Below are 18,098 nucleotides of genomic sequence, written 5' to 3'. Positions count from 1 at the left end.
ACGCCATGGACACCATCCTTGTGGTCAATGCCGGCTCCTCCAGCGTCAAGTTCCAGGTCTACTCGATCGAGGGGGACGGAATATTGCGGCGACAGCTGAAAGGGCAGATGGATGGGATCGGCAGCCGCCCGCGTTTGCGCGCGAGTGGCTCCACCGGCGATCCGGTTGCGGATCGCGCCTATCCGATCGAGGCGGTGCCGGATGTTCCGGCCGCGATGGACATTGCCGGCGCCTGGTTGCGGGACGAGCAACGCATTCACCCGATCGCGGTCGGTCATCGCGTCGTTCACGGTGGCCCGGACTACGATCGGCCGATCCAGCTCGATCATGGTGTCGTGACCCGGCTGGAGCGGTACATCGCGCTCGCGCCGCTGCATCAACCCCATAATCTGGCGCCGATCCGCTCGATTCTCGGGAATTTCCCGGAGCTCCCGCAGGTCGCCTGTTTCGATACCGCATTTCATCGCACACATAGCGCGGTGGCCGATCATTATGCGATTCCACATCATCTTTATGCCGAGGGCGTGCGCCGCTACGGCTTTCACGGTCTCTCTTACGAGTACATTGCGAAGACCTTGCCAAAGGTTGCGCCGAAAGTTGCGAATGGGCGGATTATCGTCGCTCACCTCGGAAGCGGCGCCTCGATGTGCGCTCTCAGCGTGGGACGAAGCGTCGAAAGCACTATGGGCTTCACCGCTCTCGACGGGCTTCCGATGGGAACCCGCCCTGGTCAGATCGACCCTGGGGTGGTGCTCTATCTCATTTCCGAGAAGGGGATGTCTGCCTCCAACATCCAGAACTTCCTTTACCGCGATTGCGGCTTGAAGGGGTTATCCGGCGTCAGCAACGATATGCGCGTGCTGGAGAGCAGTGACGATCCGAGAGCCAGACTGGCCGTCGAATATTTCTGCTATCGCATAGGCCTCAGTGCCGGCATGCTTGCCGCAGCGCTGCAGGGGCTGGACGCCTTTGTGTTTACGGCTGGTATCGGCGAAAACTCCGCAACAATTCGCGCGCATGTCGCTGGCCAGCTTGCGTGGCTGGGCGTCACCCTCAATCAAGCCGAGAATACGCGCCACTCACAGCTGATCTCGGGTCCCGACAGTCGCATTCCAGTCTATGTGGTGCCGACCGACGAGGAGCTGATGATCGCGCAGCACACTCTGTCAGTGCTGATGAACAGAACATCGAGCAATCAAAGACAGGAGAGGGCATCATGATTCCCGTATTTCCGGATACCAAGATTGCCCTGAAGGGGAAAAAAGGCCTCGTCGTGGGCATCGCCAACGACCAGTCGATCGCGTGGGGATGCGCCAAGGCCTTTCGTGCGCTTGGTGCCGATCTAGCTGTCACTTACCTGAACGACCGCGCGAAGAAGCACGTCGAGCCTCTTGCCCAGGCACTTGAGGCGTCTATTTTCATGCCACTCGATGTCATGACGGAGGGGCAGACCGAAGAAGTGTTTGCCCGGGTCGAGAGGGACTGGGGCCAGCTCGATTTCCTGCTGCACTCGATCGCATTCTCACCGAAGGAAGCCTTGCACGGACGTGTGGTGGACGTCGGTCGCGACGGCTTCCTGAAGACGATGGAGGTCTCCTGCTGGTCCTTCATGCGCATGGCGCATTTGGCCGAGCCGCTGATGAAGAACGGCGGCACCATGTTCACGATGACCTATTACGGCAGCCAGATGGTGGTCGAAAACTACAATGTGATGGGTGTGGCCAAGGCGGCGCTCGAAGCCTCCGTCCGCTACATCGCCGCCGAGCTTGGGCCGAAGGGCATCCGCGTGCACGCGATTTCGCCCGGGCCGCTGGCTACGCGAGCGGCATCAGGCATTCCAGAGTTCGACGAACTGATGGACAAGGCGCAATCCAAGGCCCCGTCGCGCAGCCTGGTCAGCATTGAAGACGTCGGCAACGCCACGGCATTTCTCGCGCTCGACGGCGCCAAGCTCATTACAGGAAGCGTTCTTTATATTGATGGTGGTTATCACATCATCGACTGAAGGGGACGGGATGCGACTCAGCGATAGTGCAGGGCGATTAGCTCGGCCACGCAGGCCGGTCGATTGCCGCCTTCGATCTCGATGACCAGATGATAGTTCACGCGCAGCCCGTCGGGAGGGACATCCTCCGTCTCAGCAACGCTGACGCGGCCACGCAGCTTTGAGCCCGCCGGGACCGGCGAAAGGTACCTGATCCTGTCGGCGCCGTAGTTCAGGGTGTTTCGGAGGCCTTTTAACCCCATCACCGAGCGGATGAACATCGGTGCCAGCGCCAGGGACAGCATGCCATGGGCGATGGTGGTGCCGCCGGGCATTTCTTTCCTCGCGCGCTCCTGGTCGACATGGATCCACTGTTCATCGCAGGTCGCTTCCGCAAACTTGTTGATCCGGTCCTGCGTTACCTCGATCCAGTCGCTGGCGCCGATTTCGGTACCGACCGCAGATCTTATCTCATCAAAATTGCCGAATATCCGCATGTCCTTCACCTTCAGATCATCATCTCCGGGACATGGTCGCCGACGAGAAGGTCGGCTTCAGTCGCAGCCATCACTTCGCCGATCGTGACGCCCGGCGCGGTCTCAAGAAGCGTCGCCGTGCCATCGGCAAAGCCGATCACAGCCATGTCGGTGACGACCAGATTTACTGGCCGCGCCGAGGTGAGCGGCAAGCTGCATTTCGCAACAATCTTGGACTTGCCCTTTGCTGCGTGCTGCATGGCGACGATGACCCGCTTCGCGCCGCTCACGAGATCCATGGCGCCGCCCATGCCTGGAACCATCTTGCCCGGGATCATCCAGTTGGCGAGATGGCCATGGGCATCGACTTGAAGGCCGCCAAGCACCGTGACGTCGACATGGCCGCCGCGGATCAGTCCGAACGACATCGCGCTGTCGAAGGTCGAGGCCCCGGGCAGCGCGCTGATCGGGCGCCCCCCTGCGTCCGTTAGCGTCGGATGCGCCAAGCCTTGCTCGGGGATAGGCCCCGTTCCGATCAGGCCGTTTTCCGACTGGAAGAATACCTTCAGGTCCGTTGGAACGTAGTTCGCGACGAGCGTCGGGATACCGATGCCGAGATTGACGAGGTCGCCGCTCCGAAGCTCCTTGGCGACGCGCCGGGCGATGATGATCTGCGGATCCATGTCGTCACCCGTTTGTAATGAGGTAGTCGACGAGCGGCGCCGGGGTCACGACGTGGTCGGGCGCGATCACGCCGATTGGCACAATGTTCTCCGCGGTGACGATCACGGTGTCGGCGGCCATCGCCATGACTGGATTGAAGTTGCGCGAGGTCAATGCGTACGCCAAGTTGCCGAGGTAGTCGGCAAGGAAGGCGTGCACTAGCGCAAACTGTGCACGCAAGGCTGTCTCCAGCAGAAAAGGCTTTCCGTCGACTTCGATCTCGCGCTTGCCCTGCGCAACCAGCGTGCCGACGCCGGTTGGCGTCAGAACTCCACCTAGCCCGCATCCACCCGCACGAATGCGCTCGACGAAGGTTCCCTGGGGTACCAGATCGACGGTGATCTGGTTTGCCAGCATCTGCTGCTGTGCCTTCGCATTGAGACCGATATGCGTTGCGGTCAATCGCGCGACCAGCGCAGCATCGAACAGCTTGCCGACGCCCTTGCCGGGGATCGCCGCATCATTGCAGATCAGCGACAGACCGCCCTTCTTCTGCCGCACCACCTCGTCGAGCAGGCGCTCCGGTGTTCCGACACCCATGAATCCGCCGACCATGACACTCGCGCCGACCGGGATCATTGCGACGGCTTCTTCGAGGGAGATGGCCTTCATGAGGGAGAACTCCGGTCGGCGCGTGCAGGGCGTCGATGAATGCTGGAGGGCGGAAATCGCGCTGCTTTGATCTGCGTCAAGGCTCCGCATCATTCGCGGACGATTCCCACGCTCGCGAGCGCGTCGTGCCAGAGCTTGCGCAGTTCGGTGTGTCGGCTTTCCAGGACTGTGCTGACGGTGCCACGGAAGGGTAACAGGTCGGGACCTTTCAGGAACAGGATTTGCGCCTGCAACAGACGTCCGCTCTCGAACTCGATGCGGCGTAGCGCCATCACGAAGGGGTCATTCGGGTTTGCCTCAAGCGGTAGTAACGCCGCTGGCCGGATCCCGGCGTGGACGGCATGCGCGAGCGTGGCGAGGTGGACTGCTTGCCAAAGAATGCGATCGGCAATGCCTTCGTTCGGCGTCGGAAGCCAGGCGGCCTCCCAGGATATGGCCATATAGCCCAGGGCAAGGTCCGGCACCCATGTGGTTGCGCGCATCAGAAGCGACACGATCTCGCTCTCTCGGTAGAACTGAGCGTTCAATTCTGTCTGCCAGCCGGCCTCGAACTTCGCCGGCAGGGCGAGGGCGAATTGCCTTGCGAGAGCGCCATGGGCCGAGATCAGGAAAGCGGCGACGCGAGTCTGCTGGCTGTGCGGCACTCGGCCTTCGGAGTCGAGTGGTCCGAGAAGTCCGCTCATGCCCGGGTCCTCTGGACGGGGATGGCACGCAGATGGTCGTAGCTGGCGGGAAATGGAGTGAGCTCACCACCAGGGTCTTCGGGCGCAATCCAGACCGCTTTGTTACCTTGCCAGCGTCCGGCCAGCACGTCATCGGCGAAGCGCGCGAGCAGGTCGGCTGTGAGCGCACCCTTTTCCAACGTGAAAGCGTGATAGGCGCCTGGGATGATCACGAGCGCGCTGTTGGGGATTCCGACTCGCAGCGTCTCGTGTAGGGCGCGCGGCGTCAGGAAGTCGAACTCTCCGTTCAGGATCATGGTTGGGACGGCGATCGAGGCGAGTTGCGGCGTCAGCGGCTGGAAGTCGAGGAACGACTCCATCAGGTTCTGCAGCGCGTAGAGGTCATTGACCAGCCAGCCCTGCCGCTTGACACCGTCGAGCTTATCCAGCAGCGGCTTCAACCATTCATCGGACAGATTCATCGGCAGCAGCAGATCCTGGAGATAGCCGGTTCCACCCAGAATTAGGCCGGTGCGTAGTGCGTTGCCGATCAGGAGAAGTTGAGGCGAAAGCTCGGCAAAACAACTCATTGGCACCAGACCCGAGAGGCGCGCCCCATGCTCGATCGCGTAGCGCAGCGCGATCAGGCCGCCGAAGCTAATTCCACTGAGGAAGACTGGACCTTCGCCGAGCATCTCGATCAGGCGATGCAGCGCAAGGACATGGTCGTCCTGGTTGATGAAAAGCGTAGGCTTGTCGGAGGCGCCCTGGCCGAGCAGATCGAACGTCGCAACGCGAAATCCCCGTGCGATGAGCGCGTCGCGATAAGCGGTCCACAGTTCGGAATATTGAGTCAGTCCATTGACCAGCACGTAGGCCGGCGCCGTCACAGGACCGTCGAGCTCATACCGGATCCGGTAGGAGCCGTGCGTGAGGAAAGGCATCGCGGCGTCCGGCATGTAATTCGGTGCCAAGACACTCGCGCGGGCAGTGCGAATTCCCTTGCGCTAGATCAAGGGTCGCGCCGCGTCCTCTCCTAGCGTTTGGCAAAATCAAAGCCTGCCGGAGGAATTCGCCATGGTCGGGAGACATGTCATGCGGCGATATCTCATCAGCCTGCTGTTGCTGTTGATCGGGACATCGCTCGCGGTTGCGCAGCCCTTTACGCGCCGCTCGTCGCAGATGCAGCATGACGGGCTGAAGAAGACCTACGAGATCGCGAATTTTCGACTTGGGGGCAAGTACGATCTGGCCGATCCCTCGAAGTGGGAGAATGGCGGCGAGGGCGGCGTCACGCTCGAATCTTTGGGCGTCGGGAAATTGCACACCGCCTATATCGCGGTCGGTACGCCGCGGCGCAACGCCGCCGGTGAGATCACCAATGCCGTCGTCATCAACTCATATTATTCCGGCGATGCCACCGACATGTACGAGCAGTGGGTCAAAGGAGCAGCCTTGTCAGGCACCGTGCCAATTATTGGTCCCGGCCGTCCCATCGATACGGATCGTTATTATGTCATCATGGTCGATCCGCTCGGAACCTGGGGCGCCAGCAAACCTTCGGACGGTCTCGGCGTAAAGTTTCCGCAGTACAGCTACTATGACATGGTCCAGGCCAATTATCGCATGCTGCGCGACGGGCTGAAGGTCGCGCGCGTGGCCCTAGTGTCCGGCGTTTCCATGGGCGGCACGCAGACCTATGTCTGGGGCGTGATGCATCCCGAATATATCGGCGCAATGATGCCGATCGGTGGCACCACGCAGTCGGATGGGGAAGATCCTGTCGGCAACTGGACATTCCAGATGATGACCGCGGCGATCGAATCCGATCCGGTGTGGCAGGAAACGAATGGTGATTATTACAAGCTGCCCAAAGAGAAGCATCCGATGCCGGGCGTGGCGTTCGGCTGGTCGATCCTCGGCATGACCGGCTATGACTTTGCGTTCCGTACGACCCAGAATTGGGGCGCCGTCCAGCCCGAAATTTTTTATTGGGACCCCCCGAACGAAAAGGCGGCTTTGAACGTCGTCAACCGTGCCAAGCTTTACGATGCGGTCGACCTGGTCTGGCGCAACCGTGTCGGCGAGACCCACAACATCAATGCTTATCTCGGCCGGATCCAGGCGCGCACGCTGGTGATGCACATTACCAACGACCTGTGGCTGAACTTCAAGTTGGCTCAGAAGGCTGTCGACCGTGTACCCGGTGCGGACCTTATCGCTCAGGAAAGCCCGGTCGCACATTATGGTGTGTTTCCGATCATCAACCAGCGCAAGAACGACCCGAAGTTCGTTGCCTTCATGGATGATGTGGCGAGCCTCGACCGCGCGCAGAAATTCGTTGACAAGAATTATCGCGTGCCCGGCGTCGCCGAGAACATCGACCCCAAAAAGTCGTTCTGGAAAGAGTTCGTGACCTATCCCTATCCGGTCAAATACGCCAATGCCAAAGACAAGGGCGGAAATTCCTGGCAGATCGGCTACATGGATGAATACGCCGGCACGGAGAAGGATCCGAAGATCCTTGTGATCGTCCATGGCAAAGGCGCGTTCGGCGGGCACTACGGCAACATCATGCAGTATGCGCTGCGTAGCGGCTTGCGCGTGATCGTGCCCGACCTGCCGCATTACGGTATGTCCGGACCCGGCAATCTCGACAAGAGTCCGGCGCGCACCATGCAGGACATGCGCGAGGTCATCTACGATCTCGTCGTCAACCAGCTCGGCGTCAAGAAGGCGTATTATCTCGGCCATTCGCTCGGCGGTCAGTTCGTGATGGGTTATGCCCTGACCTGGCCGGATGCAGTGCAGGGTCTCGCGCTGGAGGCGCCATCAGGTCTCGAGGAATATCCTCGCGAGATCACCATCGCCAAGGGCAAAAAGGCGCCGCTGTTCGACCCGGCCTTCGATCATGACTTCGACAAGTGGAGGGCGACCTGGGACCAGACCGGCATTCTGGCCGCCGAGAAGGCGCGTGACGAGCAGAACATCCGCGACTTCTTCTATTTCAAGAAACGCGATCCGGAGACTGGCGCGGTGTCTGCGGCGAAGAGCGGCTATTTCTTCAGCGACAGCGAATATGCCCGCTTCCACACCGAGCAGCGCGTTGGGCTGACTAAAGGCAATCCGAAGGAGCTCGAGCAGTGGTGCAACGTGTTCATCTACGACGTCTACACGATCGGAGCGGAGCTCCAGCAGGATGATCCGAAAAACCTGTACGAGCGGCTCACGCAGATCAAGGCTCCGATCTTTCTCGCCTTCGGCGACAAGGAGCCGTTCATCCCGACGCCGGCGTTCAATGGACTGACGGATCTCGGACGCGATGCCATCACGCCCTTCATGACACGCATGACCAATGCGGGCAACCGGCCGATCCTCAAGATTTATCCGGAGACCGGGCACTTCATCCACACGGACAACCCGGTTGAATACCCGGTAGATGTAGTGGATTTCGTGACGCGCGGAAGCGTCGACACGTCGTCGCCGGTCGGAACCGATCGTATGATCAAGGGCTCGGTGGCTTCTGCTTTGCCGGTGGCACCGACGCCGGCCGGCGCCGCGCCCACCGCCGGCCTGAACAAGTAGGACCGGTCCATGCCGATGGTGCAGGCGGGCGAAGTCCAGCTGGGCTGGCGAGAGTGGGGCAAAGGCGACATTACCGTCGTCTTCATCCACGGCAATCTCGCCAGCAAGGACTGGATCGAACTCGCTGCGCCGCTGTTTCCTTCTGGTCTTCGCGTCATCGGCATTGACTGGCGCGGCTGCGGCGACAGCGACCGGCCGAAACCTGCGGTTGATTACACCAACTACACGATGCAGCAGCACGCAAAGGACATGCTGGCTGCGCTCGATACCCTGGACATCAACTACTGCCATCTTGCAACGCATTCAACCGGCGGCATCATCGCGGCCCGCATGCTCCTGATGCAGCCACGGCGATTCGGGCGGGTATTTGCGCTTGATCCGGTCACGCCGCTCGGCATGGCTTTTAATGCCGACCAGATCGGGCTGTTCCGCGCCATGATGGCGAGCAAGGAGGTGACCCGGTCGGTGATGGCGACCGCGGCCTCATCGCTGTTCGTGCCGGAAAGCATGGCGCCGAATAAGGTCCCGCAATTCCGTCCAGGGGGCGCGGACATCCAGGCGCTGTTCGACCGGATCATCGAACAAACCTTCGGCGTCTCCGAAGGGATCTGGATCGGGACGCCCGTCAATCTCACGCGCGAGCGGGAGAGTCGGGAATTGGAGAGCCGCATGCCGGAGATCGGGCATTCGCACCTGGTATTGTGGGGCGAACGGGACGGCTGGATCCCTCCCGCGGATCTTCATGCGATGGCCGCGGCAATGCCGGACTGCCGCCTCGTCGTCGTGCCCGGTATCGGACATTCGATGAATCTCGAAATGCCCGCGCTCTACGCCGGCTATTTTGGTGCGTGGTTCGGGGGACTTGCGGCATAACAAGGAGGAATGACACCATGGCCGATATCAATCCATCCGCAGCGGATATCCGCACCATGCTCGCCGAGACGCTTCTTCGCCTGCGTAAGGCCAACGCGGAGTATTTCGAGCAGCTGGAAATGGGACTGAACGCCTCGAAGCTGCCGATAGCAAACCACGCCAAGGAGTTCTGCGGCTACATGCAACGCAACGTCACGGCGACGTTCGGCCTCGGCGACAAACTCATGCAGGCCAAGGACATGCAGGACGCGCTCGAGATTCAATCTGATTTTTTCCAGGCGCAAATGCGATTGCTCACCGAGCAAAGCAAAAGCATGAGCGAGTCTGCCATGAAGGCGGCGACCGAAGCGTTTGCACCAAAGAATTGAGCCACGCTCGTCGCGGACGCTGTCGCTTGCAAAGCTGGGAATCGTTTATTGAGCAACTAGGATCAATGAGTGACGTGATGAAACCCCACCAGGCAACTCTGCATTTGGGGTTTTCCGAGGTTCCGCCGTCTCATGACGGAAGGCCTTGCCCGTGCGCGAGCACCTACCCTGATCTAACCCACCGTTTAGGCGGACGATCGGAGGAAATATCGCAGATTGGCGTCATGTGGGGAAAAGCGGTAGCGGCCTCCTGACTCGAACCCCCGACGCATCGCAACGCCACCGATCTGGCGCGGCGGTAAATCCGCTGGCGCGATTGCGATTCCAGCCGAACCGGATCAGCTCTTAAGTTCGTCAAGGGATCTCGACCGGCTCCAATCCTGTAGGTGGGAGTGGAATGTGGTGTGCGACGAATGCCCATTTGCGGTCGGATAAGCGCAGCAGTGCGATCCATAAGTCATTGATTGTATTTGACCCGTGGCTGACTCTTAATCAGCGGGTCCCAGGTTCGAGCCCTGGTGCGCCCACCATATAAAAGGTCTTGTTTCCCAATACCTTTGCGAAATGTTGGCCGAGAATAGAACGGGTCTCGCGCGATATCTTTCGTGGCGGGACGTCACACGGGCATATCTCACCCCATTCGATATGGTGCGCATAGCCGGGCGTTGACCTTCGGCCGTAGGGCAAGTTAGCCGAAAGCCGATCTCAACAAGCTCATTACGACTGCAAATCGCGAGGCACTCGCTTCTTCGGCCGACCGGAGCGATGCAGACCGCGTACTTCCTGCTGTTGAAAAAGCTCCGCGCAGAGGCCACGCAGCCATTGGCTTGCCGGGTCGTGATGGAAGCGGGCGTGCCAATATTGCTTCACCGTGAAGCCGGCAATCGGCAGCGGGCAGTTGAGCACGCGCAGTCCGTAATAGTGAGCCAGGGTTTCGCCAATGTGCCTTGGCAGGGTAGCAAGCAGGTCAGTCGTTCCGACGATTGCGGGTAGTCCCAAAAAGCCGGGCAACTCCAGCGCAACGTCAAGGACTATTTTCTGCTCCTGCAGCGCGCCCGCGAGCAACTGATGTCCAGTGCCGGAGCGAATGAGGACGTGCGCCTCACGCCTGAAATCCTTTGCCGTGATGCGTTCGCGGATCCGAGCATGTTTTGCGTTCGCGAGGCAGACCCAATCCTGCGGAAAAAGAGCCTGCTGGAAGTGTCCAGCATCGAGATCCGAGATGTAGCCGAGCGCCACATCGGCTTCACCGGATTGCAGCATGCGTGGGGTGTCGGCGCCGATCTGTGTCGCCTCGATACGAACGCCTGGGGCAACGCGGCGGACGTGGGCGAGAATGGACGGGAGCAGCGTGACGTGGCTTCCGTCCGTCATGCAGATGGCAAAACGGCGCTTTGCGGTTGTCGGATCGAAGTCGGTGCGAAGCTCGGCAAGGCGACGCAGCATTTCCAGCGCCTGCCTCGCGGTGCCGATGAGAGCCTCGGCGCGCGGCGTCGGCAGCATGCCCTTCGCTGACCGGATGAAGAGCGGATCGTCCAGTTCCGCACGCAGGCGGGCCAGCCAGATCGAGATGGTCGGCTGACTTTGGCCGAGCTTTTCGGCTGCCTTGGTGACGCTGCCAGTGGTGAACAATGCATCGAAGAGCCTGAGCAGGCGCGGGTCCAGCAGGTTGGTCTCGGTGCGATCCTGGTGCTTCATTGCGATTCACAATAACGGATATAAGAATCATAACATATATAAATATCGAGCCGCCAGCTACGGTGCTTCCGACGCCGAGAATGGCGCGGGAGAAGCGTTCGGATGAGGATCTGCTTTATCGGAGCGGGAGCCTTGGGCTCGACCATCGGCGGTACGTTGGCGCGCGGCGGGGCCGAGGTCTGGCTGATCGATCCGTTCCAGGCTCATGTCGGCGCAATCAATGCCGGTGGCCTGCGAATACTCGAAGATGGCGCCGAGACCGTCGTGAAGGTCACTGCTTGCACCTCCGCGGCTCAGGTCGGCGTAGAAGCGGACCTCGTCATTATCCTCGTCAAATCCTACCACACGCGGGATGCCATCCGTGCCGCGGCGCCGATCATCGGGCCGCGGACGGTCGTGATGTCGCTTCAGAACGGTCTTGGTCATGAGGACATCCTGTCGGAGGAGGTTGGTCGTGACCGGGTCATGGCGGGCAAGACCTACGTCGGCGGTGTGCTGCTCGGCCCTGGTCATGTTCGTTCCGGGGTCATCGGCAAGGAGACCATCATCGGCGAGCTTGATGGGCGCTTGACAGAACGTGCGCAGCGAATCTCCGAGACCTTTAATCGCGCCGGCATTCTCACGCTGCTCAGCGACAACATCTTGGGCACGATGTGGGACAAGTTGTTCATCAACGTCGCCGGAGGAGGAATTACCGCCGTGACCGGGCTGACTTATGGCGGCCTGTATTCGCTGCCGGTTCTGGAAGATTGCGCGCTGGCCGCAATCTCGGAGGGCATCTCGGTCGCGCAAGCTGCTGGCGTGAAGATCTCGATTACCGATCCGCGACGCGCCTGGTCGATGGCGTCCGCTGGACTGCCGCCCGAGTTCAAGACGTCGATGTTGCAGAGTTTGCAGTCCGGCAACCTCACCGAGGTTGACTACATCCACGGCTCCGTCGTGCGCTGGGGCGCCAAGCTCAGCGTGCCGACCCCCGTCAATTCCACCCTCGTCGCGCTGGTCAAGGGCATCGAATACGCCCGCAGCGACTATCCTGGAAAGTCCTGAGATGTCATTGCCCCGCGCTTATGTCGAACACGTCGCGATCCGCGTGCCGGACGTTGATCGTCACGTCGACTTCTTTCGTGAGGTGCTTGGTCTCGCCATTCGCGATGAGCAACCCGCCGATGGTACGCGCCCGCGTCAGGTTTGGGTGCTCGGAAGCGTGCAACTCATCGAAGATCCGAATTTCGTCGGACCAGAGGGGCGTCTCGCCCATCTCGGCATCATGGTCGACGATTACGAGGGTGTGCTCGCCCGTGCCGCCGCCTGGGGCGCCAAAGCGTTGCCCGCCGGGCCGAACTGGCTCGAGCTGCCGGGCGGGCTCAACGTCGAAATCTTGCAAGCCAGCGCAGGCGCCGTGGAAGCCGCCCTGGCGATCAATCCCCGTGCCTAGAGGAAGACGCGACATGACAGATGAGCGCTACTGGGACGATGCCAAGGTCGGCGATGAATGCGTAACCCCCTCGGTGACGGTCACCGAAGCAATGGTGAATGCCTATGCCGAACTGACGGGCGATTTCACGCCGGTCCATGTCGACGAGGAGTACGCGAAGACAACGCCGTTCGGCACCCGCGTCGCGCATGGGTTGTTTGGTCTGTCGCTCGCTGACGGATTGAAAACGCGTGCCGCCTACCGGTTCCTCCCGGGAATGTCGCTGGGCTGGACATGGGATTTCAAGCTGCCGATCAAGCTCGGGGACACCGTGCATGTGAAGTTCCGCGTTGGTTCAATGCGCGGCACAAAGAGGGATGGGTGGGGCATCGTTGTGCTGCCTTCGGAACTCATCAATCAGCGCGGCGAGGTCGTTCAGCTAGGTGAGCATCGGCTGATGATCCCGATGCGCCCGAAGACCAGCGCTGCAGGAGAGCAGGCATGACCGCGCAAGATCTGCCGCTCAAAGGCATTCGCGTCATCGACTACAGCCATTTCCTGGCCGGCCCGTTCATGGGCCGTTGCCTCGCCGCGATGGGCGCGGAGGTCATCAAGGTGGAGCGCCCAAAGGGGGGCGACGCAGGCCGGGCCCATGGATATTTCAAGGACGGACAATCCGGCTACTTCCTGCAGCAGAATATGGGGAAGCAGGGACTTTGCATCGACCTGCGCGACGAGCGTGGTCTCGACATGATGATGAAGCTGGTCGACACGGCCGATGTCTTCATCGAGAATTACCGACCCGGCGCACTCGAACGTCTCGGTCTCGGTTACAAAGCACTATCGGCGCGGAATCCGAGGCTGATCTATTGCTCGGTCTCCGCCTATGGCCATACCGGTCCCTATGCCGATCGTCCGGGCTTCGGCCTGATCGCAGAGGCGATGTCGGGTGCGCTGGCGCAACTGGGCAATCCCGGCGAACCGCCGCCGCTGCTGCGGATGCCGCTGGCCGATATGTACACTGGCATTCATGGCGTCGCTGCTATCAATGCGGCGCTGGTTGGCCGTGCGTCGTCCGGGCGCGGCCAACATATCGATCTGGCGCTGTACGATTGCATGGTCTCGATGCACGACTATGCGGTTCAGCGTTACTTCCTCTCGGGCGGCGCTGACCTGCCGAAGCAAACCGGCAGCGGACAGCCGGATTCGACCGTTTACGGCGTCTTTCCGGCCAAGGACGGCAATCTTGTCATCGCTGCGCAAGTCGATGATGCGTGGCGACGATTGGCGAGCCTGATTGGAGGAGACACGCTGGCATTGGACGAGCGTTTCGCCAAGCCCGCCGCGCGGAACGCCCATTATGCTGAAGCCATGGAGATTGTGCGCAACTGGACGCTATCGCAGCCGTCTCGAGATGCGTGTCTTGCGGCACTCGAGGAAGCAGGTGTGCCGTCCGCTCCCGTGCAGACCATCGAAGAGGTCGTGAGGGATCCGCAGATCCATGCGCGCGGCATGCTGGTCGAGCAGGAGCATCCGGTGCTCGGCAAGGTAACGCTGCCGAACCTGCCGTTCCGGTTTTCCGATTGCGACACCACGGTGCGCACTCCGGCGCCACTGCTTGGACAGGACAATCGTCGCATTGCTGTCTCGCTGGGACTGTCGGCCGAAGCCGTCGACGCGATGGTGCGCGACGGCGTGCTCTACAACGAAGCTGCAGTGCAGGAGTGAGCGATGAGCGATCGCTATGCGGTGATTGGCAATCCGATCGGCTTCAGCAAGTCACCTTTCATCCATAGCACTTTCGCCAAAATGATGGGACAGGATCTCGTCTATGAGGCGATCGAGGGGCCCATCGATGGCTTCAGCGCACGGGTTGATCAATTCCGGACGGAGGGCGCCAAGGGGCTGAACATCACCGCCCCGTTCAAGCTCGATGCCTTCGCTTATGCAAATGAGCTCTCAGAGAGCGCCCAACGCGCAGGTGCCGCAAACTGCCTGAAGTTCGAGGGCGATCGGATCATTGCCGAGAATTTCGACGGAATCGGCCTGGCGCGTGACATCACTGCCAATCTCGGCGTCAAAATGGTTGGCCGGCGCGTCCTGATGCTCGGCGCTGGGGGAGCGGCACGTGGCGCGTTACTGCCGTTTCTGCGCCAGCAACCGTCCGAGCTGGTTCTCGTCAATCGAACGCTGTCCAAAGCCGTGGCATTGGCCGAAGAGTTTGCCGGCTGTGGTCCCCTGATCGTGAGCGGCTACGCTGAACTGGCCGACCTTGCCGAGGGGTATGACGTCGTGGTCAACGCGACTTCTGCCAGCCTGCGAGGTGAAATGCCGCCGCTTCCGAGCAATGTCTTCCAGGGCGCGGAGCTGGCGTACGAACTTGCCTATGGCAAAGGATTGACTCCCTTTCTGCAAGCGGCCCGCACTGAAGGCGTGGCCAAGCTGGCTGACGGCGTCGGCATGCTGGTCGAGCAGGCGGCGGAAGCCTTTGTCTGGTGGCGTGGCGTCCGACCGAGCACGGCCCAGATCATCGCCGAATTGACTGTCCCATTGAGCTGACGGACGACGCCGACAATGCATCCCAAACCCAGTTTTCTCGTCGGCCTGATCGGCAGCGGCATCTCGGCGTCTCGCACGCCGCCCATGCACGAAGCGGCCGCAGACGCCGCTGGCATCCGCTATCTCTACAAGAAGATCGATCTGGTCGAGTTGAACCTCGGGGTCGAAGCGTTACCGGAATTGCTCACGGCCGCAAGGCGGATGGGCTTTGACGGATTGAACGTGACCCATCCCTGCAAGCAGGCGATCCTTCCACTGTTGGACGAGCTTTCGCCCGACGCGGAGGCGCTTGGCGCTGTGAACACCGTGGTCGTCAGAAAGGGCCGGATGACCGGCCATAACACGGACTGGTTCGGCTTTGCCGAGAATTTTCGCCGCAGCATGCAAGGTGCACCACTCGGTCGTGTCGTGCAATTCGGCGCAGGCGGCGCGGGCGCGGCGGTTGCTTTCGCGCTCATGAAGCTTGGCGTGCAGGAACTGACCATCATAGACGTCGACTTGGCCAAGGCGCAGAGCGTGGTCGACGGCTTGTCCTCTCGATTTGTCAAAGGGCGCTTGAGGGTCGGCCGGGATGTCGCAGCGGCCGTGGCTGCCGCAGACGGAATTGTAAACGCGACGCCCATTGGCATGGACAAGTATCCGGGAACGCCGCTGCCGCTGGCAATGCTCTGTTCCGGTCTCTGGGTCGCTGAGATCATCTACTTCCCGCTGGAGACCGCGCTGCTGCGCGCGGCGCGTACCCTCGGCTGCCGCACGGTCGATGGTGGCGGAATGGCAATCTTCCAGGGCACCGAAGCATTCCGCCTGTTCACGGGCGTCTCGCCTGATCCAGACGTCTTCTTCGCAACTTTCGCATCCCTGGGAGGATGACATCCGGCCGATGGGCGAGCGGTACGCACAACGCCCGAGAGGAAACGCAAGATGGGCTACACGCTCGATTTCTCGGTGGTTTGGCACGCAATGCCCGCGTTGCTGTGGGGTTGCGTGGGGACGTTGGGTTTGGCGCTTGCTGGCATGACGCTCGCAATGATCATCGGCGTCGCGGGCGTCGCAGCCCGCGATGCGAAGGCGGCCTGGTTGCGCGCCATCGTGATCGGCTTCGTCGAAATCGTGCGCAACACGCCGTTCCTGGTGCAGATCTTCTTTCTGTTCTTTGCACTGCCGCTCGTCGGGGTAAAGCTCAATCCGACTGCCACCGCCATTATCGCGCTCGGTGTGAACGGAGGGGCATACGCCATCGAGATCATCCGCGGCGGCGTGCAATCGATTCACAAAGGGCAAATCGAGGCCGGCTACGCGCTCGGACTGCACAAAGGGCAGGTATTCCGTTCCATCGTACTCAAGCCCGCGCTTCGCGCGATCTATCCCTCGCTCACGGGACAGTTCATCATGCTGACGCTGACCTCGTCGATCTGTTCGGCTGTGTCCGCCTATGAATTGACGTCGGTTGCGCAGCGCATCGAAAGCGACACATTCCGCAGCTTCGAGGTCTATTTCTTCGTCACTTTCCTCTACCTCGCGATCTCCTGGCTGCTGATGGCGGGCTTCGCAATCATCTCTCACCGCTTCTTCTCATATCCGACGCGCTGAGGAGCACAGATCATGACACCGCATTTCGGCCTTCCCGAGTTCGGCTTCCTCCTGCGTGGTCTGCAATGGACGGTACTCCTGACGCTGGTTGCATTCGTCGGTGGCTGTACCGCCGGCCTGGTCGTCGCACTGTTGCGCACCTGCGGTCGCACGAGTGTGGAATGGATAGTCCGGATCTATATCGGAATCTTCCAGGGGACACCGCTGCTGCTGCAACTGTTCGTGGTGTACTACGGCTTGGCGCTCCTCGGATTGAAGCTGTCGGCATTCGTTGCGGTCGCGATCGGGTTCACCGTCAACGCCTCGGCTTTTCTCGGCGAGATCTGGCGCGGCGCAATCCAGGCCGTGCCTCGCGGTCAGACCGAGGCTGCAATGGCGCTCGGTCTGCATTATTCCGCGCGCATGCGCGACATCGTGCTGCCGCAAGCCATTCGCATCGCGCTGCCGGCGACCATCGGCTATCTCGTGCAGCTCATAAAGGGCACCTCGCTCGCTGCCATCGTCGGCTTCATCGAACTCGCCCGCGCCGGTCAAATCGTATCGAACCAGACCTACCAGCCGTTGCTCGTCTTCGGTGTGGTCGGCGCAATGTATTTCATCCTCTGCTGGCCACTCTCATGGTGGGGCAGTCGGGTGGAGGCCAGGCTCGCCCTGGCCGGTCAAAGGTAGGTTCGGCGCACCTACTCAATCAAACACAGCCATCACCAGGAGGAGATACTCATGTTGTTTTCGCTCAATCGTCGCCAGCTCGGCATTGCGCTGCTGACGCTCTCGGCCATCGTTGTCGCAGGCGGCTCGCAGGCGGGCACGCTGGAGGACGTGAAGAAGAAGGGCGTCGTCGTCATCGGCATTCAGGGCGATAATCCGCCCTGGGGCTATGTCGATAGCTCAGGAAAGCAGGATGGGATCGATGCCGACATGGGGCGCGCCTTCGCTGAATATCTCGGCGTGAAGGCCGAGTTCGTCCCGCTGGCGGTGGCCAACCGTATTCCGGCGCTGACCACAGGCCGCGTGGACATTCTGTTCGCGACCATGGCCATGCTGCCCGAGCGCGCGAAGGCGGTACAATATTCCAAACCGTATGTTGCCAATGAGATTACACTGGTCGCTGCCCAGGCAACTCCGATCAACAGCAATGCCGATATGGGGAAGTACGTTATCGGCGTCCCACGCTCCTCCACGCAGGACACCCAAGTCACCAATAATGCTCCTGCGGGCGCCGAAATCCGCAGGTTTGATGATGACGCGGCCACGATCCAGGCGCTGCTCTCGGGTCAGGTGCAGGCGGTCGGCGCAAACAGTTTCTACCCGCAGCGTCTGAACGCTGCAAAGCCGGAACTTGGGTTCGAGCCCAAGCTTCACTTCACCGCCTTGTACAACGGGGCCTGCACGCGCCTGGGAGAGAAGGAGTGGAACGAGACGGCGAACAAATTCATCGACCAGATCAAGTCCAATGGCAAATTGGCCGGTTTCTACGCCAAGTGGATGAAGGCGCCCGTGCCAATCTTCCCCGACTCAGTCCCCGGAGTTCCGTCCACAGTTCAATAGTCACTG

The 18,098-nt window shown here is 61.0% G+C and carries 20 protein-coding genes and 1 tRNA gene; 15 read left to right on the top strand and 6 right to left on the bottom strand.

Annotated features, from left to right (window positions below; all coding sequences use genetic code 11):
- Positions 1-5: 5 nt before the first annotated feature.
- Together ABIB90_RS19630 and fabI are read left to right on the top strand one after the other, a co-directional pair.
- Entirely contained in the window at positions 6-1,220 is a 1,215-nt protein-coding gene (locus ABIB90_RS19630; protein ID WP_354201233.1) for an acetate/propionate family kinase, read from the top strand.
- Positions 1,217-2,005, top strand: coding sequence for an enoyl-ACP reductase FabI (gene fabI, locus ABIB90_RS19625; RefSeq protein ID WP_007601242.1), 789 nt, complete (start codon positions 1,217-1,219; stop codon positions 2,003-2,005). The genes ABIB90_RS19630 and fabI overlap by 4 nt, the downstream gene beginning before the upstream one ends.
- 17 nt (positions 2,006-2,022) lie before the next feature.
- On the opposite strand, the gene ABIB90_RS19620 is transcribed toward fabI, so the two are convergent.
- The 5 genes from ABIB90_RS19620 to ABIB90_RS19600 form a co-directional block, all read right to left on the bottom strand.
- On the bottom strand, positions 2,023-2,481 hold the full coding sequence (locus ABIB90_RS19620; RefSeq protein WP_007601243.1) for a MaoC family dehydratase: 459 nt from the start codon (positions 2,479-2,481) through the stop codon (positions 2,023-2,025).
- An 11-nt stretch (positions 2,482-2,492) separates the two neighbouring features.
- Positions 2,493-3,143 carry a 3-oxoacid CoA-transferase subunit B gene (locus tag ABIB90_RS19615; RefSeq protein ID WP_007601244.1) on the bottom strand — a complete coding sequence of 217 codons (651 nt, stop codon included), beginning with the start codon at positions 3,141-3,143 and terminating at the stop codon, positions 2,493-2,495.
- A gap of 4 nt (positions 3,144-3,147) precedes the next feature.
- Positions 3,148-3,795: a CoA transferase subunit A gene (locus ABIB90_RS19610; protein WP_007601245.1), complete on the bottom strand. Its 648-nt coding sequence runs from the start codon at positions 3,793-3,795 to the stop codon at positions 3,148-3,150.
- Between the two features lie 89 nt (positions 3,796-3,884).
- The gene (locus ABIB90_RS19605; RefSeq protein WP_007601246.1) at positions 3,885-4,478 is read right to left on the bottom strand and encodes a hypothetical protein; all 594 of its coding nucleotides are present in this window, start codon (positions 4,476-4,478) and stop codon (positions 3,885-3,887) included.
- Entirely contained in the window at positions 4,475-5,347 is an 873-nt protein-coding gene (locus tag ABIB90_RS19600) for an alpha/beta fold hydrolase (protein WP_354201232.1), read from the bottom strand. The genes ABIB90_RS19605 and ABIB90_RS19600 overlap by 4 nt, the downstream gene beginning before the upstream one ends.
- Before the next feature lie 187 nt (positions 5,348-5,534).
- On the opposite strand from ABIB90_RS19600, the gene ABIB90_RS19595 reads away from it, so the two are divergent.
- From ABIB90_RS19595 to ABIB90_RS19580, 4 genes are all read left to right on the top strand, one after another.
- Positions 5,535-8,042 carry an alpha/beta hydrolase gene (locus ABIB90_RS19595; protein WP_354201231.1) on the top strand — a complete coding sequence of 836 codons (2,508 nt, stop codon included), beginning with the start codon at positions 5,535-5,537 and terminating at the stop codon, positions 8,040-8,042.
- A gap of 9 nt (positions 8,043-8,051) precedes the next feature.
- The gene (locus ABIB90_RS19590; protein WP_007601249.1) at positions 8,052-8,915 is read left to right on the top strand and encodes an alpha/beta fold hydrolase; all 864 of its coding nucleotides are present in this window, start codon (positions 8,052-8,054) and stop codon (positions 8,913-8,915) included.
- Positions 8,916-8,932: 17 nt separating this feature from the next.
- Entirely contained in the window at positions 8,933-9,283 is a 351-nt protein-coding gene (locus ABIB90_RS19585) for a phasin (protein WP_007601250.1), read from the top strand.
- 425 nt (positions 9,284-9,708) lie between these two features.
- A tRNA-Ser gene (locus tag ABIB90_RS19580) sits at positions 9,709-9,813 on the top strand.
- A 187-nt stretch (positions 9,814-10,000) separates the two neighbouring features.
- Here ABIB90_RS19580 and ABIB90_RS19575 read toward each other — a convergent pair.
- Positions 10,001-10,981: a LysR family transcriptional regulator gene (locus tag ABIB90_RS19575; RefSeq protein ID WP_354201230.1), complete on the bottom strand. Its 981-nt coding sequence runs from the start codon at positions 10,979-10,981 to the stop codon at positions 10,001-10,003.
- A gap of 102 nt (positions 10,982-11,083) precedes the next feature.
- Here ABIB90_RS19575 and ABIB90_RS19570 point away from each other — a divergent pair, with 102 nt between their 5' ends.
- Genes ABIB90_RS19570 through ABIB90_RS19530 form a run of 9 tightly spaced genes read left to right on the top strand, consistent with a single transcriptional unit; the run spans position 11,084 to position 18,092 of the window.
- Positions 11,084-12,028, top strand: a complete 945-nt coding sequence (locus ABIB90_RS19570) for a ketopantoate reductase family protein (RefSeq protein ID WP_354170477.1) — start codon at positions 11,084-11,086, stop codon at positions 12,026-12,028.
- Position 12,029: 1 nt separating this feature from the next.
- Positions 12,030-12,416: a VOC family protein gene (locus ABIB90_RS19565; RefSeq protein ID WP_354201229.1), complete on the top strand. Its 387-nt coding sequence runs from the start codon at positions 12,030-12,032 to the stop codon at positions 12,414-12,416.
- 13 nt (positions 12,417-12,429) lie between these two features.
- Positions 12,430-12,900, top strand: a complete 471-nt coding sequence (locus ABIB90_RS19560) for a MaoC family dehydratase (RefSeq protein ID WP_007601256.1) — start codon at positions 12,430-12,432, stop codon at positions 12,898-12,900.
- Complete coding sequence (locus ABIB90_RS19555; RefSeq protein ID WP_007601258.1) at positions 12,897-14,123, top strand: CaiB/BaiF CoA transferase family protein; 1,227 nt, start codon at positions 12,897-12,899, stop codon at positions 14,121-14,123. Before ABIB90_RS19560 ends, ABIB90_RS19555 begins: the two co-directional genes overlap by 4 nt.
- A 3-nt stretch (positions 14,124-14,126) precedes the next feature.
- Positions 14,127-14,954 (top strand): shikimate dehydrogenase, encoded by an 828-nt coding sequence (gene aroE / locus ABIB90_RS19550; protein ID WP_354201228.1) that lies wholly within the window; start codon positions 14,127-14,129, stop codon positions 14,952-14,954.
- A gap of 15 nt (positions 14,955-14,969) precedes the next feature.
- Positions 14,970-15,824 carry a shikimate dehydrogenase gene (locus ABIB90_RS19545; RefSeq protein WP_219683113.1) on the top strand — a complete coding sequence of 285 codons (855 nt, stop codon included), beginning with the start codon at positions 14,970-14,972 and terminating at the stop codon, positions 15,822-15,824.
- 51 nt (positions 15,825-15,875) lie between these two features.
- Complete coding sequence (locus ABIB90_RS19540; RefSeq protein WP_007601261.1) at positions 15,876-16,544, top strand: amino acid ABC transporter permease; 669 nt, start codon at positions 15,876-15,878, stop codon at positions 16,542-16,544.
- A gap of 12 nt (positions 16,545-16,556) precedes the next feature.
- On the top strand, positions 16,557-17,213 hold the full coding sequence (locus ABIB90_RS19535; RefSeq protein ID WP_007601262.1) for an amino acid ABC transporter permease: 657 nt from the start codon (positions 16,557-16,559) through the stop codon (positions 17,211-17,213).
- A 51-nt stretch (positions 17,214-17,264) separates the two neighbouring features.
- A complete protein-coding gene (locus tag ABIB90_RS19530) occupies positions 17,265-18,092 on the top strand; it encodes a transporter substrate-binding domain-containing protein (RefSeq protein ID WP_354201227.1) in 828 nt (275 codons plus the stop codon).
- Positions 18,093-18,098: the final 6 nt, after the last annotated feature.

It is taken from the genome of Bradyrhizobium sp. JR4.1, assembly GCF_040548605.1.
GTDB classification, from domain to species: Bacteria; Pseudomonadota; Alphaproteobacteria; order Rhizobiales; family Xanthobacteraceae; genus Bradyrhizobium; species Bradyrhizobium canariense.
The sequence above is the reverse complement of the archived record's forward strand: the minus strand, read 5'-3'. Positions and strand labels throughout refer to the sequence as shown.

Bases quoted from the DNA above. Each gene is read 5' to 3' on its own strand.
- ABIB90_RS19630 (WP_354201233.1), top strand. From the start codon at position 6: ATGGACACCATCCTTGTGGTCAATGCCGGCTCCTCCAGCGTCAAGTTC.
- fabI (WP_007601242.1), top strand. From the start codon at position 1,217: ATGATTCCCGTATTTCCGGATACCAAGATTGCCCTGAAGGGGAAAAAA.
- ABIB90_RS19620 (WP_007601243.1), bottom strand. From the start codon at position 2,481: ATGCGGATATTCGGCAATTTTGATGAGATAAGATCTGCGGTCGGTACC.
- ABIB90_RS19615 (WP_007601244.1), bottom strand. From the start codon at position 3,143: ATGGATCCGCAGATCATCATCGCCCGGCGCGTCGCCAAGGAGCTTCGG.
- ABIB90_RS19610 (WP_007601245.1), bottom strand. From the start codon at position 3,795: ATGAAGGCCATCTCCCTCGAAGAAGCCGTCGCAATGATCCCGGTCGGC.
- ABIB90_RS19605 (WP_007601246.1), bottom strand. From the start codon at position 4,478: ATGAGCGGACTTCTCGGACCACTCGACTCCGAAGGCCGAGTGCCGCAC.
- ABIB90_RS19595 (WP_354201231.1), top strand. From the start codon at position 5,535: ATGGTCGGGAGACATGTCATGCGGCGATATCTCATCAGCCTGCTGTTG.
- ABIB90_RS19590 (WP_007601249.1), top strand. From the start codon at position 8,052: ATGCCGATGGTGCAGGCGGGCGAAGTCCAGCTGGGCTGGCGAGAGTGG.
- ABIB90_RS19585 (WP_007601250.1), top strand. From the start codon at position 8,933: ATGGCCGATATCAATCCATCCGCAGCGGATATCCGCACCATGCTCGCC.
- ABIB90_RS19575 (WP_354201230.1), bottom strand. From the start codon at position 10,981: ATGAAGCACCAGGATCGCACCGAGACCAACCTGCTGGACCCGCGCCTG.
- ABIB90_RS19570 (WP_354170477.1), top strand. From the start codon at position 11,084: ATGAGGATCTGCTTTATCGGAGCGGGAGCCTTGGGCTCGACCATCGGC.
- ABIB90_RS19565 (WP_354201229.1), top strand. From the start codon at position 12,030: ATGTCATTGCCCCGCGCTTATGTCGAACACGTCGCGATCCGCGTGCCG.
- ABIB90_RS19560 (WP_007601256.1), top strand. From the start codon at position 12,430: ATGACAGATGAGCGCTACTGGGACGATGCCAAGGTCGGCGATGAATGC.
- ABIB90_RS19555 (WP_007601258.1), top strand. From the start codon at position 12,897: ATGACCGCGCAAGATCTGCCGCTCAAAGGCATTCGCGTCATCGACTAC.
- aroE (WP_354201228.1), top strand. From the start codon at position 14,127: ATGAGCGATCGCTATGCGGTGATTGGCAATCCGATCGGCTTCAGCAAG.
- ABIB90_RS19545 (WP_219683113.1), top strand. From the start codon at position 14,970: ATGCATCCCAAACCCAGTTTTCTCGTCGGCCTGATCGGCAGCGGCATC.
- ABIB90_RS19540 (WP_007601261.1), top strand. From the start codon at position 15,876: ATGGGCTACACGCTCGATTTCTCGGTGGTTTGGCACGCAATGCCCGCG.
- ABIB90_RS19535 (WP_007601262.1), top strand. From the start codon at position 16,557: ATGACACCGCATTTCGGCCTTCCCGAGTTCGGCTTCCTCCTGCGTGGT.
- ABIB90_RS19530 (WP_354201227.1), top strand. From the start codon at position 17,265: ATGTTGTTTTCGCTCAATCGTCGCCAGCTCGGCATTGCGCTGCTGACG.